Below are 26,548 nucleotides of genomic sequence, written 5' to 3'. Positions count from 1 at the left end.
CGCTCGGGTGCGTACAACGTGTGGGGATGTCTGCGCCGGTGCGTTGCACGCCAGGATCCCACACTCTGCATCGTGGTTAATTGTGGCCGTCCCGTGACAAGCATTGTTTTGGTACGCCGCGGTGCCTGCGCACCCATGCAGGTTCCGACTTTTTCGAATATCGATCCGTGGGGTTTTCGATGAATCACAATTCTCCGCTTGCGAATGCTGCTGCGCTACGAAATGACGATGTCAACCTGTCGCGTTATCTGGACGTGCTTGTCGCAAACCGTTGGCTTGTCGGAGGAATCGCCGGCAGTGTCCTCGCACTGGGTGTGGCTTACGCGTATATCGCGCGGCCCGTTTATCAAGCCGATATTCTTGTCCAGGTCGAAGACAGCCTACCAACCAACAATTCGAAAAGCCCTCTGGGCGACGTCTCCAGCATGTTCGACGTGAAAACAGAGGCAACGGCTGAGATGGAATTACTTCAGTCGAGAATGGTGGTGGGAAAAGCCGTTGATGATCTCGGCCTTGATATCAGCGCAAAGCCGAAACGCTTTCCGTTAATTGGCGACTGGGTGGGCCGGAAAGCCACGAGCCTTTCTCAGCCAGGCATATTCGGATATGGCGGATATGCGTGGGGCAAAGAATCGATCAAAGTGTCCAGCTTCAACGTTCCGGAAGCATTCGAAGGCGAGAAGTTCGTATTGACCGTATTGAACGGCGGCCGCTACCGGTTGGAGCAATCGGATCTCGACCAGCCGATCGAGGGCGTCGTCGGCGGATCGCTGGACATGAAACTGCCTGATGGCGCGATCACGCTCAGGGTCGATTCGCTGAACGCGAAGCCGGGCACTGAATTCGTTCTGGTGAGGCAGTCGCGTGAAAAGACGGTCGAAGATCTGCAGAACAAGCTCAACATTTCGCAGAAGGGAAAAGACAGCGGCATCATCGCGGCGTCGCTGACGGGTTCCGAACGGTTGCTCACGGCCGGCACGCTCGCCGAAATCGGCAAGGCGTATGTCGACCAGAACCTCGAGCGCAAGGCGGCAGAAGCGGAGAAGTCACTCGCGTTCCTGAGCGCTCAGCTTCCGCAACTCAAGAGCGACCTGGAGCGCGCTGAAGGTCGCTACAACGACATGCGCAACCGCATGGGCGTCTTCAATCTGAGCGAGCAAGGCAAATCGTATCTCGATCAAAGCGTGGCGGCCGAGCGCAGCCTTCTCGAGGTGAAGCAAAAGCGGGCTGAAATGAGTGCGCTCTACGCACCGGATCATCCTAGCATTCAGGCAATCAACCAGCAGATCGGCATGCTGACCAGCAAGGTCGAAACACTGTCGAAGCAGGAACAGGCGTTGCCGGACCTGGAGCAGAACGCCGTGCGTCTGACGCGAGAGGTGAATGTCGACAACGAACTATACGTCGGTATGTTGAATAACATGCAGCAACTCAAACTTGTGCGTGCCGGCAAGGTGGGAACGGTGCGGTTGGTCGATAGCCCGGTGGTCCCGAAAGATCCGATCAAGCCGAACAAGCTTCTGGTGATTATCTACGCCGCGCTGGGCGGTCTGATTCTGGGCGTGGGCGCCGCGTTCGCACGCGCGGCGCTGTATCGGGGCATTACCGATGCAGAGGAGATCGAAGAGCAAACGGGTCTCAACGTCTATGCGACCGTGCCGCTGTCGCAGGCGAGAGTCGCGCGAATCGGCAAGACGCCGAACCCGCCGGCCGGTGACAAGTTCTTGCTCGCGAGCGAGTTTCCGCGCGACGCATCGATCGAAAGCCTGCGCCGGCTGAGGACTGCGCTGCATTTTGCCATGCTCGAATCGGAATCCGGCAATAACCGCGTGCTTCTGACCGGCCCGACGGAGCAGGTTGGCAAGTCGTTTCTTTGCGCCAATCTGGCGGCGGTCGTATCGGCGGCCGGCAAGCGGGTGTTGTTGATCGACGCGGATTTCCGCAGGGGGCACCTCGAGCAGTACTTCGGTGTCGATTGCAAGCCCGGACTGGCCGATTACCTGTCGTCGTCGGATGGTGAATCTGAGTCAATCATCATGCGTGACGTCGTACCGGGCCTCGATTTTGTTCCGCGCGGCGCCACGCCGGAGAATCCCGCCGAGCTTCTGTTGAGCGAGCGCATGCAGCAATTCCTCGCGAACACAAGCGAATACGACATCGTGCTGATCGACACGCCGCCTGTTCTCGCCGTGTCCGACGCAACCGCGCTCGCGCATAGCTGCGGCACTGTGTTGCTGGTCACGCGCTTCGAGACGACTTCCATTGCCGAGGTGATAGAGGCAACCAAGGAGTTGAAGCAGGCGAATGCGCACGTGAAGGGTGTGATCTTCAACGGCATCAACACCGAAATGTATCGCTACAGTCTGGGCGCGCGTGCCGGGCTCTATCGGAACGCGTCTTATCTCGACGGATTGCCGGCCAGTGGGGACACGCAAAAAAGCTAGCCATGGCGACAGATGGAGGACCGCTCTCCTGAAGTGCGTTCAACAAACCAACCGGCTTTCGGCGTAGATAGACTGTGAATATCAAACACTCGTTCGTCAGTGTCGCTGGGGTCGTACTCAGCCAGGCGCTCAGTTTTGTTTCGGTACTTCTAATCGGGAAGTATTGTGGGCCAACGGATCTCGGTTACTTCAGCCAACTGATGGCCGGCGGTCTTTTCGTCGGCTCGGTGATCGGCTTGCGGCTCGAGGTGGCATGCTTGACGGCGGAAAAGGCGCTGGCTGTGCGCGCGATGACGAGCTCCAGCGCCGTCGCCATACTGATCGGTCTTGCGCTCGCGGTGGCCGCAATCATTTCGGGCCACCTCGAATACATTCCGGTAATCTGCCTCGCGTTCGGTGTATTCATGCAGCAGGCGCTGTGTGCCGCACTGACCAGCGAAAGGAAGTACGCGAAGATCGCCTCGATCCGATTCTTTCCGAATGCTGCGTTCGCTGGCTACTTCATCTGCCTGATGGCGCTGTCAAAAGGTGAGTGCACGGGCGCAAGCGTCTTCAATACCTATAGCTGGATCTTTCTAGCCTCCACTTTCGTGCCGGCCGTCATTTATCTTTACTCGGCGCGAAATCTGGTCCCGGCTGCCTTCATGAAGCTGTCCGCGCTTCAGATCCAGTACGCTAAATTTGGCGTGCCTACCACGACGCTGAATTCCTTCGTGATCTATGCGTCGGCCATTCTGATGCCGATGATCTTCGACCATCGCGACGCCGGCATCTTCGCGCTCGCGTACCGCGTCGGCTATTTTCCCGCGTCACTGTTGTCGCAGAGTCTTGGGGCCGTGTTCCGCCGCGATCTGATCGATTACTTCGACGGCGAACGAAAAGGCGGCGTGAATCCGACCCGCCAGTTTTTAACGTCGCTGACTTTTATCAGCCTCGCGCTGGTCGCCGCATGCTACGCGGGCTTGAGTCTCATTATTCATGTGAAGATGGGCGAGCAGTGGGAATCGTCAATGTCGGTGTACCTGCTCTTCGTTCCGTACTTCATCACCATGGCGATCTACGGTTCGATGGCGCAGGTGTTTATCGTCGTGAACCGGCAGAAGGTTGATCTGATGATTCAAATGGCCAATGCGGTCCTGATCTTCCTGATCTTTGCGACGGCGCATTTCTTCGGAGTCGGCTTCATCCACACGCTGCTGCTGCTCAGCGTGAGCGGAACAATCGTGGCAAGCGTGGGCACGTATCAGGCACTCAAGATCGGCAAGGGGACCGAAGCTTATACGGATCGGCAACCCGGTTGGGGAACGCCATGAACGTCACCGTCAGCCGTGCAATGCTTGCGGCCTTACCGGTCACGTGCACGTTCGGAGATAAAGCATGCGCATTGTAAAAATACCTGGCATTATCGGCAAGAGTGCGAGTCCGGGCGTGTCAGCGGCGGTGTGGTTCCTGTTGTTCATTGCGCTGTACGCCATTTCAGCGGCGCACGATTCATTGCTGCCCGAGCGCTTTCTGCACGATGAGGCCCAGATCTTCGACCGGATGAAGACCGTCACTTCGTTCAAGGCCTTTGGGGATTCGTTCGACAACCTCGCGTGGATCTTCAAGGGCTTTGGGCTGGAGAATTTTTCAATCTCCCTTGCCGGTTTTCTGGCATCGACACTCGGCATGTTTTTCGCCATCTGGCGCTCCAGTGTCAAGTCGTTGAAGCCCGCCGAGTTTGTCCTCGTTGCGTTCTGGCTTGTCAATCAGACCGTCTACATCGGCATTCCGTCGAAAGAGCTCATCATTTCTGTCGTAGTGATGCTGCTGCTGTTTTATAGCTCGTCTCGCGCGATTCTGGCTTTGTTCGTGGTGCTGGCAGGACTGGTCGCTGTTTACTTCCGCTCGTACTGGGCCATTACTTTGGTCGCGACCGTGTTTCTCTACCTCGCGCCGAAAAGCTTCAGAAAGCCTTTGGCGTTGGTCGTGATCGCACTCGTCATGTTCGTGATCGTCGCGGTCGTGTTTCAGAAGGTTTACGGCCAATCGTTGGACTTTGCGCGGCAGAGTGCCAACGAGTGGCGAGATCCGAATGAAGTGGGTTCAATCATCGTTCAGTTCATTCCGGGCAGCAGTATGTTCATCGGGGTGGCGAACGTCGCCATTACGCTTGCGACCTTCGTGTTGCCGTTGCGCCTGATCACGTCGGGTTCTCCGTTGCAGATGCTTGGCGGTCTTGGCGTGTTCTTTACCTTCTGGATTGTGTTCCTGCGCTTCCGCATGGCCACATCGCTATTTCCGGTAGGCCGCTTCGAGAAACTGTGCTTCTGTTTTGTGGTTAGTTTCATCGCAACGCAGGCTATCTTCGAACCGGACTATGGCTCATTCCTGCGGCACCTGTCTCCTGTGTCACCGATGATCATGTTCCTCGTTCTGCGCCTTGAATCGCTTCGGAAGGGCAACGAACCGGTTGCCGAACCGCGGAGTTGACGGTTTGTTGCGGGTCGGCTATTGCCGGCCGCGGCGGGCGACAGTCGTGAGCGGGACGCTCAACTGTCGGGATGGCTCGCGACAAAACTCGCGAACGCGTCATACGGAAGCGAAAGCGCCGTGCCGTTGATCACCAGACCGTAGGTTGCGTCACCGCTATCGAGCTCGTAATACATCGCCGATTGAATGTTCTTCGTCTTTCTCGCCTGGTAATAAGTGAGCAGGCGCGACGCGATGTAGTGGGCCCGGTACGCCCCGGTCTTCTCCGGCCCCGTGTTCCACTCTGAAATCACGAAGGGAACGCCGTATCGGGCCTTGCAGTAGGTGGGCAAATCGAAACCCGGGCCGGACCCGTCGGAGCCGATATCGAAGAGGTCGCCGTACACCTCGTAGTTGTGCCAGGTGGTCAAGTCCCACCGTACGGTCGGATGGCCGCTCGTGCCATCGGGCTGCTTGCCGTCCCATAGGGCGTCGGATGCGCCGATATCCGCGACGCAAAAATTGACGCCACATTGCGCATCCGCTTGCACCGACTTCACCCCCGCGATCATGCCGCGCATCGCGCCACGCATCAGCGGCCAGTTCGCATTGTTGAAGTCGACCACTTTCGTTCCTGCGGTGGTGGAATCGAGGATGATCCCGCTTGCGCGCGTCAGTTCGTTGCCGCATTCATACATGGTCACGCCGTGGGGTTGCAACGCGGCCGCCACAGCGACCGCGCAATTGAAACCCCGCGTGTACGCCGCCGATTCGCTCGTGAAGAGGTTGCCGTTGTTGTCGTAGATGCCGACATCGACTATCACGAAAAGCGTCAAGCCCTCTGACTGGAAAGCTTGTGCCAACGCCACGACCGCGGCGAGCTGCGACGGGTTGTCGGTACAACTGAGCCGGTACGTCGAGCAGCCGAGCGTTTTGATGATCGACACAAGCTGTGTCGTCGAATAGAGATAATCGTAGTGCCCGTTGATACCGTGAAACGAGCCGGCTGGCGCCGCGGTCACGATGCGCGGATCGTTGCACGGCAACCATTGATCGGCATCGGCGCACACGTAGAACTGACCGCCGGTCGTCTGTGCCCAGAACTTGCCGCCGTACCACAGCAGAAGCGCCGCATTCGACATCGTGCCGACGGCACTCCGATCGCGGTACACGACGCCGTTCGCCACGGTCCATATGGCACCGACTTTATCGATCAGATACGACGCGGGCGGGATCGCGGCGCCGTCGGCGGAGGTGCCGCCCAAACGTGGGTCATCGCACGATTGCCATCCCGAGCCGTTCCATCCGTAAAACTGACCGCCCGTTCCTTCGTGATAGATCACACCCCCGTACCAGAGTATCAACGAGACGTTGTAGGTGTTGCCCGCTGCGACGCCGTTCCGGTAGACAGACCCGTCGACCAGCGTCCACGACGCGTTCTGATTGTCGATGACCACCGTCGCCGGCGGGATGGTCGTGTTCTGCGGCGAAACGTTCGAAGCGTTGCCGGCCGATCCCGAGTTCGGATCTGATGCAGAGCCGGAGCTTTCGCCCGAAGTCGAGCCGGATCCGTCGGTGGACACCGTTCCACTTGAGGGCGGCGGCGACGAGCCGTTCACCACGGTCGTCGCGCCGCCCGTCGAGGTCGTGATTCCAGAGCTCGTCGTACCCGTCGTGCTGGCGATGCCGACGCTGCCAGTGCCGGCAGGGGGCGCTGCCGCCGTGCCCGAAGGATTCGCGGCATTGCCCGGGGGAGAGCCGCCGGCATCCGCGGTACCACTACCACCGCCGCCGCACGCGCTCAATACGACGCTTCCGCTGAGCGCGGTGAGACAACCAAGAAATTGACGTCGTGCAATCATGACAATAGCGCGGGCTGCCGCGAGGCGGCCCACAAAGAATTTGCAGAGAAGTTGGGGAGCCCTGCGGATCGCGAGTGCGTCGCGTGAACCGTTCAGGACATTCGATGTGCGGCCGCGCGCGGTCTTTCGTTGCGACCGTTCACTGCGTCCGGCAAGTCATGCCTGTCTGTCGGCACAGGCGACGCGTGGGAGCAGGGTCGTGCGGAAATAAAATCGTCCTTCTCGCAATGGACGAACTGCGGAAAGATTTCACTCTGCGGGCGCGGGAGGGATTGGGAGTCGGACGATGCCTGTGCAGCGGCACGCCGCCTGGGTGCGATGGGGTCCAGCAAAGCGGGCGTTGCAAGGTCGCGGCGCAATCCGATGAATACCTCCCCGTAACCTAGGCTTTTCGAACGATTGACCGCCGGGCAGCTAACCGACAATTCGTAGGTATGCGAGGCGGGTCTCAACGCGGGGCGGCCTCCCGAACGACGAAACGGTATTCGTCACCACTTGCACTTTGTCGAGGCAGGCATGTCAAGCAACATTACGATTACGGACGAACTCGTAGCTGAAATCGCAAACCGGATGGCTGACGAGGGCCAGAAGGTATCACCCGTAGCCATCTGGTCCGAAGTCCATACAGGCTCGGTGGTCGCGGTGGCAGCGGCATTGCGCAAATGGCGTGAAATGCGCGCCCCGCGGGTGCCACAGGTCGTCGAACGTCCTGCGTTGCCGGAAACCGTGACCCACACCATGCGCGATGCGCTCGACCGGCTGTGGACGTCAGCGCAGGACGAAGCTGAACGCGCAGTCGCGCGACGCCTCGCCGCGATGCGCCAGCGTGTCGAGGACGCCAGCAACGAGCGCGACGACGCGCTCGCGGAACTGCAGACCACCGTCCAGGAACTCGATGCGCTGCAGGTCCAACTGGATCAGATCACGAGCGCCTACGACGAGAAGGTCGATGCGGTGGTCGGACTCGAAGAGGACATCGCACTCGCGGTGCAACGGACCGACGTCGCGGAGAAGCGCGCACAGGAACTTGCTGAGCGCGTTTCGCTCCTTGAAGCGGAACTGGAGCGCGCGGAACTGGCGTCGGAACGTGGAGCGGTTTCGCGCGAGCAGACCGACGCCGCGGGCGCGGACGAGGTGCCGAGCGAGTCGGCTGCATCAGTTGATGAAACGCCGGCCGGCGAAACGGAGCGCGCGGCGCTGGAGGCGGCGCATTCCGAAGCGGTCGCTCGTCTTCAGAGCGAGCTGGAAGCGATTCGCGCGGAGTTGCAGGCCGAGCAGGAAGCGCACGCGGCCCGACGGGAAGACGTCGCGGGCGCGCAGGCGGAACGGGATGCCGCCGCCCTCGAATTACAGAACATCCAGACGCAGATCGCCAGCCTGACCGATGAGCGCAATGCGGGCGCCTTCGAAATCGCGAGGCTGTCGGCCAGCTTGTCCGAAGCGCAGCAGCGTGCCGACACGGAGCAGCAGCGCGCGGCCGAACTGGCCGAAAGCGCGGCGGCGAGCGAGAACGTCGCGGGCATGGAGTCTGCGTCGCCGGTGGGTGCCGACTCGCAGCGGATCGAGGCGTTGCACGCGCAGATTGCGCGCGACGCGCAAGCTCATTCCGCCGCGATTGCCGAAGCGCGGGAGACCGTCAGGAAATGGGCCGATTACTCGAACGCACTGAAGCAGCAACTGGCTCAGGCGAATGAACAAATGATCGTGGTCCTCGCCCGCGGCGCAGGCGAAGCGTCGCTGAGCCGCCGGCTTGCCGCTGAACTCGGCCAGCTCAAGCCGGAGCATGAATTGCTGCGCAAGGAGATTCAGCAGCAAGTGGTCGTCGAAACGATCAACGCCCAGCTCGAGAAACAAGGTTATCGCTACGACGAGAAGACGGGTTTGGTGTCGAAGCTGGACACTGAAAGCTCGCCAGCGTGATGCCTGATATGCGGCCCGAAAGTGATCAGACTCGGCAACGACATCGAGTTCGGACTGGCCGCCTACTTCGTGATCAAGTACCTGTGCATGGCGGTTCGAGGTCGGTCCGATAGTCAGCGTGAGGCGCGGGCAAGCGTAGAATTGCCGGCGCAGCGGCGATCCCGTTCGTCGCCGGACCGGAGACCGATGGCTGATGGAAATCAAGTGGATCGAAGACTTCATCGCACTCGCCCGCTATCAGAGCTTTTCGCGCGCCGCGGAGTTTCGCAACGTCACGCAGTCGGGCTTCAGCAGGCGCATTCAGTCGCTCGAACAATGGGTCGGCGCCGATCTCGTCGATCGCAGCGGCTTTCCGCCGACGTTGACCCCGGCAGGGCAGCTGTTTCGTGACGCGGCCGAAGACATCCTCGACAAGCTGTTCGACACGCGGGCCATCATTCGCACCGAACGGCGCATTGCGGGCACGAGCCTGCAGATCGCAGCGGGCCACACGATCGCGCTGAACTTCCTGCCCCCGTGGCTGCGAACGCTGTCGAAGCATGTCGGTGAAGTGCGAGCGCGCGTGATTCCGGCGAACGTGCACGATTCGATACTGATGCTGGTCAACGGCAACTGCGAGCTGATGTTCGCTTATCACCATCCGCAACTGCCGTTGCATCTCGATCCGGCCAGGTATGAATGCGTGACCGTGGGCGTCGATACTTTCATGCCGGTATGCAGGCCCAATCAGCGGCTTGCGCACGCGTACCGTCTGCCCGGCGTGATGGAACAGCCGATGCCGTTCATCGCCTATACGGAGACGAGCTACTTCGGGCGCTGCTTCGCGTTGCTGATGGAGCAGAGGAAAGCGTCGCCCGCCTTGCATCTTCACTATGAGTCCGACATGGCCGAGGTCGTGAAGAAACTCGTGATGGAAGGCGAGGGCGTCGCGTGGCTGCCGAAGAGCTCGATCGCCGCCGAACTCGACACCGGCCAACTTGTCGCCGTCGGCCGCTCCGAATGGCAACTGGAGCTGGAGTTGCGGGTGTACCGCGACCTCACGAATCGCAGTGAACTACTCGATACGCTGTGGCGGCACCTTCGGGCCTCCGGGGGAGCCGCCGACTAGGCCTGCCAGGGTTATCCCGCCTTATGCGAAAATTGCATAGCCGTATGCAACACTAGCATTCACGTCTTTTCTGCCGTCTCTAGAATTCCGTCCAGACACAAATAATCCCAGGACGGAGACACATGAAGAATCGGCTTACCCTCTACATCCTCGCCGGCATGGTGCTCGGCGTGGCCGTCGGTTACGTCTGCCATCGCACGGCGGCCGATGCCGCGCAGGCGAAAGAGATCGCCGGCTACTTTTCGATCATCACCGATATCTTCCTGCGGCTCGTGAAGATGATCATCGCGCCGCTCGTGTTTGCCACGCTCGTGTCAGGTCTCGCCGGCATGGGAGGCACCAGCGACGTGCGCCGGATCGGTCTGCGCTCGATCGCGTGGTTCCTGTGCGCGTCGCTGTTCTCGCTCGCGCTCGGTCTCGCGCTCGCGAATCTGCTGCAACCGGGCGCGGGTTTGCACATGACCCAGACGAGCGCTGACGTTGCCACCGGGCTCAACACGTCCAGCCTCAACTTCAAGGACTTCGTGACGCACGCGTTCCCCACCAGCATCGTCGATGCGATGGCGCGCAACGATATCCTCCAGATCCTCGTCTTCTCGGTGATGTTCGGGATCGTGCTCAGCGTGATCAAGTCGGACCCGCGCGTCGCGCCGCTGATCGCCGGCGTCGAAGGGCTCGTGCCGACCATGCTGAAACTGACCGATTACGTGATGCGTCTCGCGCCGTTGGGGGTGTTCGGCGCGCTGGCATCGGCGATCACGGTGCATGGCCTCGACGTACTGACGACGTACGGCAAGCTCGTCGCCAGCTTCTATACGGGGCTCGCGCTGCTGTGGACCACGCTGATCCTCGCCGGATACGCGTTTCTCGGCAAGCCGATCTGGGCCTTGCTCAAGGCGATCCGCGAACCCGCGATGCTGGCGTTCTCCACCGCGAGCAGCGAGGCGGCGTATCCACGCCTGACCGAAAAGCTGGAGGAATTCGGCGTCGACAAGAAAGTGGTCGGCTTCACGTTGCCGCTCGGCTATGCGTTCAATCTCGACGGCTCGATGATGTATCAGGCGTTCGCCGCGATCTTCATCGCCCAGGCGTTCGGCATCGACATGCCGATCGGCACGCAGATCGTGATGCTGCTCGTGCTGATGGTGAGCAGCAAGGGTATGGCGGGTGTCGCGCGCGGATCGGTGGTCGTCGTCGCGGCCGTCGCGCCGATGTTTCATCTGCCGCCATCGGGCGTCGTGCTGGTGCTCGCGATCGACCAGATTCTCGACATGGGGCGCACCGCGACCAACGTGATCGGCAACAGCATCGCGACGGCAGCCATCGCGAAGTGGGAAGGCCAGCGCGTGGCGCGGCAGGAACGCCGCGCGGCGCTGGCGACGGCTTCGTTCGGCCAGTTCGAAGGCGATACGAAATGAGCGGCATCGGCGCAACGGCTGCCACGAGCGCGCGCAAGTTCGGCGTGGTGGGCGGGCTTGGCCCGCTCGCGAGCGCGGACGTGTTCTTCAAACTGATCAAATCGACGCCAGCCACGCGCGACGCCGAGCACTTCGATGCAATCTTCGAGCAGCAGCCGTTCCGCAGCGCCGATGCCGACAGCGAGACGTTGACGCAGCGCAAGCTGTACATCTTCGATCTGATCAGCAGCTTCGAGAAGCGCGGCGTGACGACGGTCGTGCTGCCATGCTTTCTGAGCCACACGTTCATCGACGAACTGAAAGCCAATTCGCCGCTGCAGATCGTCGACATGGTCGATGCGGTCCGCAGCCACGTGCGCCGAAGATTTCCTGCGGTGCGCCGCGTGGGCGTGCTCGCGTCGGCTCATACGCGGCGCAAGCGCCTGTTCGAGAAGTACTTCGCGGCGCCCGAGTTCGAAGTGATCCATCCGCGAACCAGCGACGGTATGGATTTCGTCACCGAAGCCGTCTATGGCGAGGATGGCGTGAAGAGCGGCAATCTGCGTGGCCGCCCTGTCGAGTTGCTGCGCGCGGCGTGCGAGGACCTGATCGAGCAGGGCGCCAACATCATCGTGCCGGGTCTCACCGAGATCGCGCTCGTCGCGGATGAACTCGGTGCGTTGCGCGTGCCGCTCGTCGATTCGAACCTGGCTTACGCGCAGTACGTCGTCTCCGGTCAGTACCACACGCCCGAGACGATCTTCAAGGTCGGCGTGGTGGGCGGCGTGGGTCCGGCGGCCACCGTCGATTTCATTCACAAGATCGTGCGCGCGACGCCCGCGCGGCGCGATCAGGACCACATCAAGCTCCTCGTCGAGCAGAACCCGCAGATCCCGGATCGTACGGAGAATCTGATTGGCGATGGACCCGATCCGACCATCTCGCTCTACGCGACCTGCAAGAAACTCGAAACGGGCGGGGCGGATCTGATCGCGATCCCGTGCAATACGGCGCATGCTTTCGTCGAGCGGATCGAGCCTTATCTCGGCGTGCCGATCGTCAATATGCTGACGGTGACCGTGCGTTATCTGCGCGAGTCGTTTCCCGCGCTGCGCTCGGTCGGTGTGCTCGCGACGTCCGGCACGATCGCGAGCGGCGTCTACGAGCAGGCGCTCGAATCGCACGGCTTGAGGCAGGTTGTCCCGGCACCCGCGCTGCAGGCGCGCGTGATGGACGCGATCTACGGCAACGAAGGTGTGAAGGCCGGATTCACGACGGGGCGGTGCCAGCAAGACATCGCCGCGGCGATCGACGGGCTCATCGCCGCTGGCGCCGAAGTCATCGTTCTCGGCTGCACGGAACTGCCGCTGCTGCTTCGTGAGCCGTATGTGGTCGGCGCGAACGGCGCACGCGTGAGCGTCGTCGATCCGACCGATGTGCTCGCGAAGCAGTGTGTCGCCTGCGCAACCGCGCCGCCTCACTAACCCAACCGCATCAACCAGTCAGCGCGACGGATCTGCACACGACGTGTGCCGGATGACCCCGCTCGCCTGCCGATTTTAGAACCTGAGAGGTAATCATGCTTGCACCGACCGAACGTATCGAACACGACCTTCTTGGCGATCTCTCCGTGCCCGCGAGCGCCTATTACGGCGTGCACACGCTGCGCGCGATGCAGAACTTTCCTATCACGGGCATTCCGATCTCCGCGTATCCGAACCTCATCAATGCACTGGCGAGCGTGAAGCAAGCCGCGGCGCTCGCGAATTACGATCTCGGCCTTTTGAGCGCTGTGAAGATGCAGGCCATCGTGCATGCATGCGGGCAGGTGCGCTCAGGCGCCGCGCACGAGCATTTCGTCGTCGATGTCATTCAGGGCGGCGCGGGAACGTCGACCAACATGAACGCGAATGAAGTCATCGCCAATCTCGCGCTCGAACATCTGGGGCAACAGCGCGGCGAATACGCGGTTCTTCATCCGAACGAGGATGTGAATCTCGGCCAGAGCACCAACGACGTTTATCCGACCGCGCTGAAGATCGCCACGCACGCGGGAATCATGCAACTCGTAGACGCAATGGGCGTGTTGCGCGCGTCCTTCGAACGCAAGGCGGTGGAATTCGGCAACGACCTGAAGATGGGCCGCACGCAGCTTCAGGACGCCGTACCGATGACGCTAGGCCAGGAGTTCAGTACTTTCGCGGTGATGCTCGGCGAAGACGAAGAACGGCTGAAGGAAGCGGCCCAGCTTATCTGCGAGATCAATCTCGGCGCGACGGCGATCGGCACCGGCATCAACACGCATCCGGAATACGCGCAGCTTGCATGCAGACACCTGAGCGAAATTACAGGTATTGCATTGACCACGTCGCCCAATCTGATCGAAGCGACGCAGGATGTCGGCTCGTTCGTGCAGCTGTCTGGCGTATTGAAGCGCGTCGCCGTGAAGCTGTCGAAAACCTGCAACGATCTTCGCCTGCTGTCGAGCGGTCCCCGTGCGGGCCTTGGCGAAATCAACCTGCCGCCGGTGCAGGCGGGCTCGAGCATCATGCCGGGCAAGGTGAATCCGGTGATTCCGGAGGTCGTCAACCAGATCGCGTTCGAGGTCATCGGCAACGATGTGACCGTGAGCTTCGCCGCCGAAGCCGGGCAACTCCAGCTCAACGCGTTCGAGCCGATCATCGCGCACAGCCTGTTCAAGAGCGTCGCGCACCTGCGTGCGGGGTGCCTCACCCTCGCGTCGAAATGCGTCGACGGCATTACCGCGAATCGCGAGCGGCTGCGCGCGATCGTCGAGAACTCGATCGGCATCGTGACTGCGCTGAACCCGTACATCGGCTATATGCACTCGACTGAAGTCGCGAGAGAAGCGCTTGCGTCGGGCAAAAGCGTCGCGCAGATCGTGGTCGACAAAGGGCTGTTGAGTCAGGCGCAGCTCGACGAGATCCTTCAACCCGCCATGCTGACGCAACCGAGACAAATGACGTCGGCGGGTTGAGCGAACGGCACGCGACTCTTTTAAACGATAGATGAGGTGAAAGATGAACATCAATACGATCGATCGAACAGCCATGCGGCTGTGCGTTTCGGCGGCACTGCTGATCGCGGCGCTTGCCGCGGGTACTTGGGTGCGGGCGGCCGACGCGCCATCGCAACAGGCAAGCGCCGCCACGGCCGCGCCGCGGGTTCTCCTGCTGGCCACCGGCGGCACGATCTCCGGAACCGCCGATCCCCGCTCGGCGATCGGCTACAACTCGGGCAACGTGAAGGGGCAGGAACTGGTGCACGGCGTTCCGGGCATCGAGAAACTGGCAAGCATCAGCGCCGAGCAGATCTCGAACGTCGGCTCGCAGGACATGAACGACAAGATCTGGTTGCAGCTTGCGCGGCGGATCAACGAGGCGTTCGAGCGAAACGAGGCTGACGCCATCGTGATCACGCACGGCACCGATACGATCGAAGAAACGGCGTTCTTCCTGGCCAACGTGCTGCGCTCCGACAAGCCGGTGGTGCTGGTCGGCTCCATGCGGCCGGGCGGTTCCACGAGCGCCGACGGTCCCAACAATCTGTACGAGGCAGTCGAAGTGGCGGCGAGCGCGCAGTCGCGTGGCAGAGGCGTGATGGTCGTCATGAACGACCAGATTCACGCGCCGCGCTGGATCACGAAGACCAATACCACGGCAGTCCAGGCGTTCGCGTCGCCGAACTCGGGCGCGATCGGTTATGTCGATCCGGCAAGCGTGCGCTTCGTCACGCCGGCGGTGCAATCGACGCGCGCTGCGCTAAGCCTGCCCGCGAATGGGCAACTGCCGCGCGTCGATATCGTCTACGCTCATAGCAACATGGATGGCCGCCAGATCGATCATGCAATCGCCGACGGCGCGAAGGGCATCGTGGTAGCAGGCGAAGGCGATGGCGACATGTCGAAAGAAGCCCTCGCGGCGCTCGACCGCGCGGCGGCAAAAGGCATCGTCGTGGTTCGCTCGACGCGCCTGGTGTCGGGGTTCGTGAACCGCAACGTCGAGGTGGATGACGACAAGCGCGGATTCGTCGCATCGCTCGATCTGAATCCGCAGAAGGCGCGGTTGCTGACGCAATTGCTGGTGGCCAACGGCGTGACCGACCCGGTCAAGGTACAGCAGGCGTTTGGCGCGACGTGGTGATCTGTCGGGCGCGGCGGCGGCCTGATGTACCGTGAGGCGCTCAGGAGTTTCGTTGCGCGCTCGCGTTGCCGCTGTGCTTGAGCGTCGGATCGAGCAACGAACCCTTAACGTCAAACGAAGACGCATGCCCGAGCTTCGCGTAGTCATTTTCGAGCCATGCGTGCGCCACTTCGCGTCCACGCTGGAAGAGCGTTTTGAGCAAGGCCCATGACGTGCTGCTCTTGGAGACAAAGCCGAACTTCGCGAGAAAATCGTCATCGCGAATCAGGTGAAACCTCACTGGCTTGAAGCGGCTTTTGCGTGCCGCTTCCTCGCCGACCGAGTCGAGTACACGATTGACCGCTTCGATCGCGTTGATCTCCAACACCACGGATGCATTGAAACCGATCTCGTTGAGCCGGTCGAGAATGCCGCGCGCGTCTTTGGGCGGCATGTCACGGCGCACGAACGGGTTCGCGAGAACGAGGATCAGGTCCTGGGCATGGCCGATCAGCGGCGCCAAAGGCGGGTTGCCCAGATAGCCCCCATCCCAGTACGGTATGCCGTTCACGCTGACGGTGCGAAATTCGCTCGGCAGGCAGGCGGAAGCGCGCAATACGTCAACGGAAATCTCGGGGCGTGTGAAGATTGCGCGCTGGTTGGTTCGTACATCGGTTGCGCAAATGAATAGTTGCGGACCACCCCCCATCGTATTGAGCGTGGCGAGATCGTGTTCGGGCAGGGCGGAACGAATCACCGGTCCGAGCGAATCGCGGTAAAACGGATTGCCGTAAGGCGAAGCGACGAGTCCCACGGCCTCCAGCATGATGGGGACGGGGTTCCAGTCGATATTCCAGCCGCCGAATGGGCCGGGTTCGGAAAAGCCGAACAGCGCATTGCCCGCCAGCGCACCGGCGCGCGACACCGATTCCCAAAAAGCGCGCAGCATGTCGCGTGCTTTCGTCGCCCCGCCGGTTGCGAGACCCGCCGCGCACAACGTCGCATTGATGCCGCCCGCGCTCGCGCCGCTGATTGCCGCGATGTCGAATGGCGTTGCCTGTGACGACGCTTCCAGCAGACGGTCGAGCACGCCCCACGTGAAAGCACCGTGCGAACCGCCGCCTTGCAGTGCAAACGCGACCTTGGGGACGTTCTGTCGCGCCGAATTCCGGGGTTCGTCCATCGTCATGGCTCCTGCGCGTTCTTAATTGCGTTCCCGGCAATCTTACGCGCACGCGGCGAGAGTTGCGGCGCAAGCGTCGGGAGCGGCTGCGGGTTTGTCTCGGTTGTACGGAAAGACCCGGTAGAAATCCTCCTTGAACCCTGAGAGTCCGTTTCCTAAGCTATGAAACGTTTCAAGCTCAAGGCGGGCAGGCTGGCATGGACGACCGAAAAAAGAGTGCCAGTACTCTCAAGGACGTCGCAAATGCGGCGGGCGTCTCGGTCGGGACGGCTTCGAAGGTGCTTGCGGGCGTGGCCAACGTGAGCGAAGCGCGGCGGCGCCAGGTCTCGGAAGCGGCTCGCAAACTCGGTTACCGGCGCAACAGCATCGCTGCGGAACTGCGCAGCTGTCGCTCCATGTCGATTGGCTTCGTCGTACCCGACCTGACCAATTCGTTCTTCATCGAACTGGTCTGCGCGCTCGAAGACCACGCGCTGGAATGCGGTTACCGACTCATCCTCGCGCACGCGCAGGAAGATCCCGAACGCGAAGCGGAGCGTATCCGCTTCGTTCTCTCCCGGCAGGTGGCCGGCATGATCATTATTCCGTGCCACGGCTACGAGCACGCCATCAGCGAGTTGCGCGAATGCGACGTGCCGCTCGTGATGGCCGATCGTGTCGACAGCAGCTTTCCTGCCAATACCGTTACAACCGACAGCCATCGCGCGGCGATGGACGGGACTGGACATCTGGTTGCGCTCGGGCACCGGCGCATCACGTTCATCGTCAATGCGCTCGACCTGGTCAACAGCCGTGAGCGTGCTCAGGGCTACCACGAGGCCATGCGACTCGCCGGGCTTGAAAACCATGCACGTGTGGTCGTATGCGGCATGAGCGAGACGGAAAGTCATGCAACGACGCTCGGGGTGCTCGCTGCAAGCGAGCGGCCGACCGCGCTCTTCACGGGCGCCAACGTGGCGACGCTTGGCGCGCTACGGGCGATCCGCGACGCGGGGTTACGGCTGCCGGACGACATCTCGCTGCTTTCGTTCGATGACGCCCCCTGGATGTCGGTGCTCCGTCCCGGCATCAGTTCGATTCATCAGCCGGTCGAGGCCATCGGCCGCGCGATCTGGAATCTGCTGCACAGGCAGTTGCAGGGCGAGAGCTCCGAGATCGTGCATTTACGCATGCGCGCCGATCTTAGGGTTCGCGACAGCACGGGCGCCGTACGGTATGACGAGTGCCGCGAGGCCACGCCAGTATCCGCGGCACCGCCGCTATAACGTATTTTTTCGTGGCACCCGAGGCCGGTTCCACGGCGCCCGGTTCAGACAACAAAGGAGACAGGCTATGGACAGTCAACGACGCGTTCTTATCGGGAGTCTGGTCGCCGTGCCCCTTGCCGGTGCAGCGGGTCTTCTCGGGGCACTGGTGAGTGTTCCCGCTTTCGGACAGCAGAAAAAATACCGGTTTGGCTTTTCTCAGGTGACGACGGTCGAGCCTTGGCGCGTTCAGTTCAACAAGGACATGAAAGCCGAGGCCGCGAAGCATCCCGAGATCGATCTGGTGATCGCCGATGCAGGCGACCGCACCGACAAGCAGAACGCCGACATGGAAAATTTCATTGCCCAGAAGGTGAATGTGATCTTCATCTCGCCCAAGGAGTCGGCGGGATTGACCGGGGTGGTGGAAAAGGCCTACAAGTCGGGCATTCCCGTGTTCGTGCTGGACCGTGAGGTGAACGGCGATGCCTATACGCAGTTCATCGGCGGCGACAACGTGCAAATCGGCCGTGAAGCCGGGACTTTCATCGTCACGTTGCTCGGCGGGCCGGGGCATGCGAAGGGCAACCTCGTTGAGGTGTGGGGCGGCTTCGGAGCGCAGCCGGCACACGACCGTCATGATGGCGCGTTCAGCGTGATCGGCAAGGAATCGGGGGTGAAGCTCGTGGGCGAGCGCGTCGACTGCGACTGGAAGCAGGACAAGGCGTACGAGTACATGAAGACGGTGCTGCGCGTGAATCCGGATATCAATGTGGTTTACGGCCACAACGATCCCATGGCGTACGGCGCCTATCTTGCGGCGAAGGACGCTGGGCGCGACAAGAGTATCAAGTTCGTCGGCATCGACGGATTGCCGCAGGAGGGCGCCACCTGGGTCGAACAAGGGCTTCTGGCAGGCACGTTCATGTATCCCACACCCGGGGCCGAAGGCATTCGCCAGGCGCTCAAGCTGCTCCACGGCGAAAAGATCCCGAAGCGGGTCACGTTGCCGACCCAGGGCATTATTGCCGGCAACGCCAAGGCGTATATTGCTAGCCACTCCTGAATGAATACCGTCCTTCCCGCACCGCTGATCGAGGCAGCGAGCCTGTCGATTTCGTTCAACGGCAGCGCCGTGTTGTCGAGCGTCGACTTCGATGTCGCGGCGGGGGAGATTCACGCTCTGGTCGGCGAGAACGGCGCAGGCAAGTCCAGCCTGATGAAGATGCTGGGCGGCCTCTATAGGCCGGACAGCGGCACGATCCGGGTGCGGGGCGTGCCAACGCGGCTGGCGAACGTGAATGACGCTATCGACGCCGGGATTGCGATCATCCATCAGGAACTGAATCTGGTCGATACGCTGTCGGCGGTCGATAACATTTTCCTCGGCAAGGAACTTCGTACGCGCCTCGGTTTTCCCGATCGGCGCGCGATGCGTGCGGCCGCGCGCGGCGTGCTCGATCAACTGGGTTTCCGTGCGGACCCCGAAACGCTCGTCGGAACTTTGCGGGTTGGCGAAAAGCAACTGGTGGAAATCGCGAAGTCGCTGGTGGCCGATGCGAAAGTCCTGATCATGGACGAGCCGACTTCGGCGCTTTCCGACGCGGAGACGCACGCGCTTCTCACGCTCACGAGGCGGCTGCGCGAACGCGGCATGGGCATCGTGCTGATCAGTCATCGGCTGAGCGAAGTCTTTGCCGTGGCCGACCGCGTCACCGTGCTGCGCGACGGCCGGCGCATCTTGACGTTGCCGCTTGCGCAGATCGAATCGTCGACGGCTCTGGTTTCGATGATGATCGGGAAGGACTTCGTGCCCCCGGAGCGCGGCGCAGAGGAGGCGCCACACGTTCGCGACACCAGCGTCGACGTGCGCAACCTCACGCTCCGGGGGACAGCGCGGGCGTTGGTGCGCGATGTGTCGTTCTCGGTTCTCGAAGGCGAGGTGTTCGGTCTCTCGGGCCTGCTTGGCGCAGGCAAGACCGAAGTGCTCGAAGCGATCTACGGGATTTCGGCGTATACGCGGGAGGGCAGCATTGTCGTTGCGGGACAGCATCGATCGTTCCGGTCTCCCGATGAAGCGGCCGCCGCCGGGCTCGCTTTCGTTACCGAAGACCGTAAAAAGGACGGACTCGTGCTCGATCAGTCGCTGGAAGCGAATTTCGTGCTGCCTTCGTTGCCGCGTGTACCCGGTTTTCCGTTCTACTGGCGTCGCCGGCTGCACGGCTGGGTTGCGGAGCAGGCTCGCGCATCGCGGGTCAAGCATCGCAGCCTCACACAGTCCGCCAACAGCCTGTCAGGCGGGAATCAGCAAAAACTCATCATCGGCAAATGGCTGATGACGAAGCCGCGCATCCTGCTGCTCGACGAACCGACGCGCGGCGTGGACGTCGCCGCCAAAGCGGAAATTTACCGGCAGATTCTCGGCGCGGCGCGCGCGGGGGTAACCGTGCTGATTGCCAGCTCCGAGATCGATGAATTGACGCTGCTGTGCGACCGCATTCTCGTCTTATGCGAGGGGCGAGCGAAGGATATCCTCCGACGCAGTGACTTTTCCGGCGAAGTGCTGATCCGTCTCGCCTCGCCTTGAACCCATAGACCGCCGCCCCGATTGGAGGCTGACCATGCAGCATGTGCAGGACCGTGTCGCCGAGCCGGATGCAACCACGCGCAGGCGTCAACTGAGCGTGCTGATGACACATCTTAAGTATTACCTCGGGCTCATCGTGCTGCTCGTGGTCGGGGCGTTCACATCGCCGCTCGCGAACGACGGCAGCAACATATTTCTTTCGAGTGCAAATATTTCCGACGTATTTCGCGAGGTCGCCAACGTTGGCGTGATGTCGATTGGCATGACGCTGGTGATCATCACCGCGGGCATCGATCTTTCGGTTGGCGCGATCATGGGTTTGGGCAGCGTGCTCACGGCCATGCTGCTCACGACGCAAGGATGGAGCAGGGCAACATACGCGTCGCTGGTGCTCGTCGCGATTGCCGTGTTCTCGATTGTCTGCGTCGTGCTGAGCGCATGGCGGACGCCATTGCGCTCCCGTGGAGCGCGCACGGTGAACGGGGCTGTTGCGCTCGTGTGCGCGGCGCTTGCGTGCCTTTATATCGCGCTGCACGCCGCGCACCGCATGCCGCTGCTTGCGGTGCTCTGGATCGTGCCGCTCGCAGGCTTTACGGTGGGGAGCATCAACGGATGGATCATCACGCGCGGGCGCATGCAGCCGTTTATCGTCACGCTCGCGGCAATGGTCGGCGTACTGGGCGTTGCGCGGCTGATCGCGGGGCAGGATACCGCTGTCTATTCCATTTACAGCGGCACGAACGCGACGGGCGACATCGAGAATCTGCGTGCGTTGCTGTTCAATCTCGTTCCCGTGCCTGCGCTTTTCTTTCTTGTGATCGCGCTGATTTTCAGCTTTGTGATGAACCGGACCGTGTTCGGAAAATACCTGTACGCGATCGGCGGCAACGAGAAATGCGCCGTTGTCTCGGGGCTCGGCGTACAGCGTCACAAGATGATGGCGTACGCCATTTCGGGTCTGCTCTCGGCGCTGGTTGGCGTACTGTATGCCGCGCAATACCGGCAGGGCAAGGCCGACGCCGGCATGGGCTGGGAACTGGACGCGATTGCCGCCGTTGTCATAGGCGGAACGAGCCTTGCGGGCGGCATTGGCCGCGTCTCGGGCACGGTGGCGGGCGTGCTGATCTTCGGCTTCCTTGGCAATATCCTGTTGCTCAACGATATCGACAGCAATACCCAGCTCGTGCTCAAAGGCCTGATCATCGTGATCGCTGTGTTCCTTCAACAAACCGAATTTGGACACGGCGGCTGGCTCAAGCGGATCATGACTCGACGCCGCGAATAGCAACGGATTCAAGACGGAGACCGGTGCGGCGTACCTGGCTGCCTACCGTGAAGGCCGGTCGTGCGCGAACCGTCTGCAGTGACCGAAGTAGTCGACTTCATGCACCGCCATCAGTTCCACGATACTGTCCCATAGCCACGGCGGTGCGGTGCGAGATTTCGTTCGACACTTTCTCAGCTCGGCAAGCCATGCCTCGCGCGTGCCGGCGTCCATCTGCCCCGCATGCGCCCGACCCACGACCAGCGCGAGGAAATGCGCGGCCTTCACGGCATCGTCTTCGGAGAGTCGTTCCGAGTCCAGCTTCAGATCCTGCCGCATCAGTTCACGAACAACGACGGTGCAACCATCCAGCCGGGCGGCAATCATCCGGTCGCCGAGCATTGGGGTGAGATGCCGCGCACCCTCCACGACGCGCTTCGCGTTATCGCGCGGAATGCTTGCGCCGTCCCGTCGAGGCGCCGCGGCCGTGGCCGCTTCCTTGATGTCGACAACGTACGGTGGGCCGTCGGACGGACATGTGTCATCGACGTTCAGCAGTACGGCATAGCGGCGCCGTCCCAGCGAACTGCAGCCTTTCACCCAGTACGCGGCATCGAGTACTTCGATCTTCGGGGCAGCGCTCGTTTTGCCGGTCAGCGCCGCATGAATGCGGTGCGCGGACTCGCTCTCGAAGAGGGCGTGAATCGCCGCACGTTCCTCGTCGGATAGCGGCCAGAATCGCTTTCCGAGCGGTATTGCTGGCCGAGTGTTGTCGATAGTCTGCCGGTCCATGCGACGCCACGACCGGTGCAGCGCCTGGTCCATGGCGATTTTCGCGACGTCGGGGCGTTGCGCTTTTTTTGTCGCGTCGCTGCGGCTGTCGTCGAACGCCTGTTCATAGCCATCGGCAAGCGCATCGATCATGCTGCTGGTGATAACGCCGGGCAGGTCCGAACTGCGTGCGGCGGTGGCGAGCGACAGTCCAAGCCGCAGCAGGTCGTGCAGGGGATTGCCGATCACACTCTGGTCAAGGTCGCGGATCTGGATTGCCACGTTGCCGGTCGCGTCGGCGACCGGACCCAGGTTGCCGAGATGACAGTCGCCGCCGATCCACACGGCCGGTCCTTCGGGCAATCGGCCACGGGGCTGGCTGTCGAGCCAGTCATAGAAGCGCGAAGCACTGCCACGGACATAGGCATGCGCCGAGCGAGCCATTTTTTGTTTGCGACGTGCGCTGAGAAGCGGCTGCCTTTCGTCGGGGCAAGGCACACCTTTTTTTGCGGACTTCCGTGTCATGACGCCCCCACCTGAATCAATGGTGTGTCGTTAGGAGGCGGCGCTTCGTGGGATGGACGAACCCGTCAGCTGACCTCACAGTCGGGTTCCCGGTATGGCGATACCGGGGGCAGTCTCGGCCTGCAACCACCAACGTGCGTTGGCCTTGCAATCGCCGCACGCAAGGGACTCCGACGGTTGCTCGATCAGCAAGAACGAGGCCCGAAGTGTTATGGCGGCACCCGCTGCTGCGGGCCGTGCCTTAGCTGGCGATATTCGTCGCCCGCGGGAATGTGCATTGCTGAATCGACATCGGTTAAGAACCGGCGGCGCGTTGGTTTGCGGGAGAAAGGTCATGTCGACTCAGTACTATGCGCCATATCGCGGCTGCGATGTCGAAGTCCACGTGTCGCTGTCCAGATCGCACGGACTCGCCGGCAAATATCGCCGCTTCCGGGTTTCGTGGACCGTGACGATGCCCGGCTTTCCAACACGCGAACTTGCGAATCTGCCAGAGCAGTTCGATTTTCTCACTGAGCGCGAAGCGTTCAAATATGGAGAAAATCGCGCGCACACGTTCATCGACTCCATGCTGTCGACGCCGTCGCAAAGACGGCGGCTCGGCGACAGGCACGCGCGCGCCGAGGGGCTTGCGAAAGACTGACCGCCACTCTGATTCGTTCATTCGAGGCACGGAGGAAACATCTCGTAAGGGTATCCACCATGTGTACGGTCCGAGTCCTTGTCTTTACTCTTCTAGACTTGTCATACAACCGGCGCGCTGCCGATTCGCGCGCACATACAACAATTTGTCTGGAGGGGACTCGATGTCCAAGCTTTCGTTCGATCTTGATAAAAATGAACCCGCAACGGGCGACTCCTTGCGCATTTCGCGCCGCGGATTCATCGGGCTGGGAAGCGCACTAGCGGGCAGCGCGCTGCTGCAGGCCTGCGGCGGGGGCAGTGGAGTTTCCGCTCCCGCGGCAAGTGCAAGCACCGGTTCTACGCCCGGGGCCGGAAGCACGCCGTCAACGGCTGCGGCCGACCCCATCTGGGGCCCCAACGGCTCAGCGACGAACATCATCAATGCGCTGCAGAAAATCACACAGAGCGCGTTCCCGGCCGTCGATTTCCAGGTCGAACAGTACGGTGCGCAACCGTGCGCGGTCATCGCCCAGGCCAGCCCCTTTACGGGCAGTTCATCGCCGGTGAGTACAGGCGCCGGCGCGACCAACGCATCGGGATCGTTCGATTCACGTCCCGCTTTCCTCGCGGCAATCGCGGCATGCAATGCAGCCGGTGGCGGCCGGGTCGTGGTGCCGGCGGGCACATGGTATTGCGCGGGCCCCATCGTGCTGCAGAGCAACGTCAACTTCCATCTGAGTGCGAACTGCACGATCTATTTCAGCCCGAACCCCACCGATTATGCGAAGGACGGCCCCGTCAACTGCGGCGCTAACGGCAAGCTTTTCTACAGCCGCTGGCAGGCAAACGACTGCCTGAACTTCGGCTCGCCCGTGTACGCGCGAAATGCGAGCAATATCGCGCTGACCGGCGAAGGCCCGACATCGGTACTGAACGGTCAGGCAATGACACCGTTCGCCGGAAGCGGAAACACGAGCACCTGCTGGTGGACCTACAAGGGCACCAGTGGCGCGTACGGCTGCGCGGGGTCGTCCACGCCGTCTCAAGCCTATTTGAACCCGAACAACGTCGATTTGATGGTGGTCGCCCCCAACCTTTCGGCCGCCCTTTACGCGCTATTGACCAATCCGGCCACGCCGTGGCAGCAAGACCAGAACTACCTGCCGGCGCTGTCGGAAGCGGGCGTGCCGGTCGCGCAGCGGATCTTCGGTCTCGGCCACTATCTGCGGCCGTGTATGGTTGAGTTCATCGGTTGCACGAACGTGCTGATGGAAAGCTACCGAACCAACAATACGCCGTTCTGGCAGCATCATCCCACCGACTGCACGAACGTCGTGATCCGGGGCGTTACAGCCGACAGCATCGGACCGAACAACGACGGCTTCGATCCCGACGCCTGCAACACCGTGCTGTGCGACAGCGTAACGTTCAACACGGGCGACGACTGCATCGCGATCAAGTCGGGCAAGGATCTCGACACGGAATACGGACCCGCGCAGAACCATGTGATCCAGAACTGCATGATGAACAGCGGTCACGGCGGCATTACGCTCGGCAGCGAGATGGGTGGCGGCGTGCAGAACATCTACGCACGCAATCTGACCATGCTCAATCAGTTCTGGGCAACGAATTCGCTGAACATCGCTATCCGTATCAAGACGAATATGAACCGCGGGGGTTACGTCAAGAACTTCTACGTGAATGGCGTCACGCTCCCGCACGGCGTGAGCCTCACGGGCGGAGGCTACGGCAGCAAGATGCTGACAGGCAGTCCGATCAACAGCACCGTGCCCATCGGCGTTGCGACCGCAACGGCCGCCAACCCGTCCGCGTCTCAAGGCGGCCTGATCACCTTCGATTGCGATTACCAGCCGGCTGCCGATGCCATCCGCACACGCCCCGCGCTGGTGGACAATGTCAACATCACGAACGTCAATGCTTCGAACGTGACATTGGGTAGTGCGACCGGCTCCTGTTTTCAGGCCATCGTCGCACAAGGTCCAGTTGCGTTCGACTACAACGGTCCGGCGCCTGCGCCGACCGTACCGGCCATCACGGGAGTGACGATTTCCAACTGTGACTTCGGGACGCCTGCGGCGGCAGGTCCCGCGAGCGCCAGCACGCCGGGCCCGATCTACCTCTACAACGTGCACGACATTACGTTGCAGAACGTGATCATCGCTGGGCAGACGCTCAATCAGACGCTGTCGGATCCGCGTTAAACAGGATGCTATAAAGAGCGGCGGGCGCCGCTCTTTACCCTCCCCGCCAAATGATCTGGCAGTCGTTCGTATCCTCTAAAACTGGCGAATGCGGCAAATGGCAAGACTCACTGAGCGAGTAAGCGGCTATTTCAGTGAGTTAAAATTAGCGACGACCCTCTATTGCCATCTAATGCAATATTCTGTCTAATGAAATCAGAATAAAGACGTCCGATCCATTTGGGTCGCTGACACAGTCGACAGGGGTCCACTTCATGCACTCTCTGCTGCCACTCAAGGCCCAGGTGCGCCGTCACGCCCGAACGCTCGCCGGGTATTTCCCAGCTCCATTTACACGCGACCAATCAAGCGGTGTCGACATCCTCGGTGTCATGACCCCCAGGCTGCTGAACGGCAACACGCTACTGAACCTCAACTATCGCGAAGTGGACCGCTTCACCGTCAACACCCGCGCGACGGGCACACTGTTCGTCGCGATAGGCTAAGACTTTGCGCGCGTCGCCACTTCGGTCAAAACGCAAACTGGCGAGCGAGCCGTGGGCACCGTACTGGACCGCTCGCATCCCGGCTATCGGATGCTGCGCCGCGGGCAGCCCTATACCGGTTATGCCACGCTATTCGGCAAGCAATACATGACATGCTACGAGCCGATCCGGGATAGTACCGGCGAGGTCATCGGCGCGATGTACGTCGGTCTTGACGTCAATGAAGTGTGGAACTTGTCGATCGGCGCCAGACTCGCGCTGCTGACACTGGCCGCGAATACCGTACTCGTGTTGGGCTATGGCCGGCTGCTGCAGTCAG

The 26,548-nt window shown here is 61.5% G+C and carries 20 protein-coding genes; 17 read left to right on the top strand and 3 right to left on the bottom strand.

What is annotated here, in order from left to right; genetic code table 11:
- Positions 1-179 precede the first annotated feature (179 nt).
- From OKW43_RS33500 to OKW43_RS33490, 3 genes are all read left to right on the top strand, one after another.
- Positions 180-2,444: a polysaccharide biosynthesis tyrosine autokinase gene (locus OKW43_RS33500; protein ID WP_429452615.1), complete on the top strand. Its 2,265-nt coding sequence runs from the start codon at positions 180-182 to the stop codon at positions 2,442-2,444.
- A 74-nt stretch (positions 2,445-2,518) separates the two neighbouring features.
- Entirely contained in the window at positions 2,519-3,757 is a 1,239-nt protein-coding gene (locus OKW43_RS33495) for a lipopolysaccharide biosynthesis protein (RefSeq protein ID WP_187634536.1), read from the top strand.
- Between the two features lie 64 nt (positions 3,758-3,821).
- Positions 3,822-4,916 (top strand): hypothetical protein, encoded by a 1,095-nt coding sequence (locus OKW43_RS33490; RefSeq protein WP_187634535.1) that lies wholly within the window; start codon positions 3,822-3,824, stop codon positions 4,914-4,916.
- 59 nt (positions 4,917-4,975) lie between these two features.
- On the opposite strand, the gene OKW43_RS33485 is transcribed toward OKW43_RS33490, so the two are convergent.
- Entirely contained in the window at positions 4,976-6,757 is a 1,782-nt protein-coding gene (locus OKW43_RS33485) for a hypothetical protein (RefSeq protein WP_222945578.1), read from the bottom strand.
- A 516-nt stretch (positions 6,758-7,273) separates the two neighbouring features.
- Between OKW43_RS33485 and OKW43_RS33480 the strand changes: the two genes are divergently transcribed.
- The 6 genes from OKW43_RS33480 (at position 7,274) to OKW43_RS33455 (ending at position 15,345) form a co-directional block, all read left to right on the top strand.
- A complete protein-coding gene (locus OKW43_RS33480) occupies positions 7,274-8,677 on the top strand; it encodes a DNA-binding protein (RefSeq protein WP_429452612.1) in 1,404 nt (467 codons plus the stop codon).
- Positions 8,678-8,870: 193 nt separating this feature from the next.
- Positions 8,871-9,785 carry a LysR substrate-binding domain-containing protein gene (locus OKW43_RS33475; RefSeq protein WP_429452610.1) on the top strand — a complete coding sequence of 305 codons (915 nt, stop codon included), beginning with the start codon at positions 8,871-8,873 and terminating at the stop codon, positions 9,783-9,785.
- Positions 9,786-9,907: 122 nt separating this feature from the next.
- Complete coding sequence (locus OKW43_RS33470) at positions 9,908-11,203, top strand: dicarboxylate/amino acid:cation symporter (RefSeq protein ID WP_429452608.1); 1,296 nt, start codon at positions 9,908-9,910, stop codon at positions 11,201-11,203.
- Entirely contained in the window at positions 11,200-12,666 is a 1,467-nt protein-coding gene (locus tag OKW43_RS33465) for an aspartate/glutamate racemase family protein (protein ID WP_429452606.1), read from the top strand. Before OKW43_RS33470 ends, OKW43_RS33465 begins: the two co-directional genes overlap by 4 nt.
- 95 nt (positions 12,667-12,761) lie before the next feature.
- Positions 12,762-14,180 (top strand): aspartate ammonia-lyase, encoded by a 1,419-nt coding sequence (gene aspA / locus OKW43_RS33460; RefSeq protein ID WP_429452604.1) that lies wholly within the window; start codon positions 12,762-12,764, stop codon positions 14,178-14,180.
- Between the two features lie 43 nt (positions 14,181-14,223).
- The gene (locus OKW43_RS33455) at positions 14,224-15,345 is read left to right on the top strand and encodes an asparaginase (protein WP_429452602.1); all 1,122 of its coding nucleotides are present in this window, start codon (positions 14,224-14,226) and stop codon (positions 15,343-15,345) included.
- Between the two features lie 40 nt (positions 15,346-15,385).
- Here the strand turns inward: OKW43_RS33455 and OKW43_RS33450 are convergent, their stop codons facing one another.
- Entirely contained in the window at positions 15,386-16,507 is a 1,122-nt protein-coding gene (locus OKW43_RS33450; RefSeq protein ID WP_429452600.1) for a patatin-like phospholipase family protein, read from the bottom strand.
- Between the two features lie 197 nt (positions 16,508-16,704).
- Between OKW43_RS33450 and OKW43_RS33445 the strand changes: the two genes are divergently transcribed.
- From OKW43_RS33445 to OKW43_RS33430, 4 genes are all read left to right on the top strand, one after another.
- The gene (locus OKW43_RS33445; protein ID WP_429452598.1) at positions 16,705-17,772 is read left to right on the top strand and encodes a LacI family DNA-binding transcriptional regulator; all 1,068 of its coding nucleotides are present in this window, start codon (positions 16,705-16,707) and stop codon (positions 17,770-17,772) included.
- A 67-nt stretch (positions 17,773-17,839) separates the two neighbouring features.
- Positions 17,840-18,817: a substrate-binding domain-containing protein gene (locus OKW43_RS33440; RefSeq protein WP_429452596.1), complete on the top strand. Its 978-nt coding sequence runs from the start codon at positions 17,840-17,842 to the stop codon at positions 18,815-18,817.
- Positions 18,818-20,338 (top strand): sugar ABC transporter ATP-binding protein, encoded by a 1,521-nt coding sequence (locus tag OKW43_RS33435; protein ID WP_429452594.1) that lies wholly within the window; start codon positions 18,818-18,820, stop codon positions 20,336-20,338. It abuts the gene before it with no gap.
- A 34-nt stretch (positions 20,339-20,372) separates the two neighbouring features.
- Positions 20,373-21,623, top strand: coding sequence for an ABC transporter permease (locus tag OKW43_RS33430; RefSeq protein ID WP_429452592.1), 1,251 nt, complete (start codon positions 20,373-20,375; stop codon positions 21,621-21,623).
- Between the two features lie 42 nt (positions 21,624-21,665).
- On the opposite strand, the gene OKW43_RS33425 is transcribed toward OKW43_RS33430, so the two are convergent.
- Positions 21,666-22,898 carry a DUF2252 family protein gene (locus tag OKW43_RS33425; protein ID WP_429452590.1) on the bottom strand — a complete coding sequence of 411 codons (1,233 nt, stop codon included), beginning with the start codon at positions 22,896-22,898 and terminating at the stop codon, positions 21,666-21,668.
- A gap of 334 nt (positions 22,899-23,232) precedes the next feature.
- Between OKW43_RS33425 and OKW43_RS33420 the strand changes: the two genes are divergently transcribed.
- The 4 genes from OKW43_RS33420 to OKW43_RS33405 all read left to right on the top strand — a co-directional run.
- Positions 23,233-23,541, top strand: a complete 309-nt coding sequence (locus OKW43_RS33420; protein WP_429452588.1) for a hypothetical protein — start codon at positions 23,233-23,235, stop codon at positions 23,539-23,541.
- 163 nt (positions 23,542-23,704) lie between these two features.
- Positions 23,705-25,744 (top strand): glycoside hydrolase family 28 protein, encoded by a 2,040-nt coding sequence (locus tag OKW43_RS33415; RefSeq protein ID WP_429454712.1) that lies wholly within the window; start codon positions 23,705-23,707, stop codon positions 25,742-25,744.
- A gap of 254 nt (positions 25,745-25,998) precedes the next feature.
- Entirely contained in the window at positions 25,999-26,229 is a 231-nt protein-coding gene (locus OKW43_RS33410; RefSeq protein WP_429452586.1) for a hypothetical protein, read from the top strand.
- Positions 26,230-26,280: 51 nt separating this feature from the next.
- Positions 26,281-26,548: Cache 3/Cache 2 fusion domain-containing protein (locus OKW43_RS33405; RefSeq protein WP_429452584.1), on the top strand; the 268-nt coding region annotated here is incomplete at its 3' end.

This window comes from Paraburkholderia sp. WC7.3g (genome assembly GCF_050436345.1).
Lineage (GTDB): Bacteria > Pseudomonadota > Gammaproteobacteria > Burkholderiales > Burkholderiaceae > Paraburkholderia > Paraburkholderia podalyriae.
The sequence above is the reverse complement of the archived record's forward strand: the minus strand, read 5'-3'. Positions and strand labels throughout refer to the sequence as shown.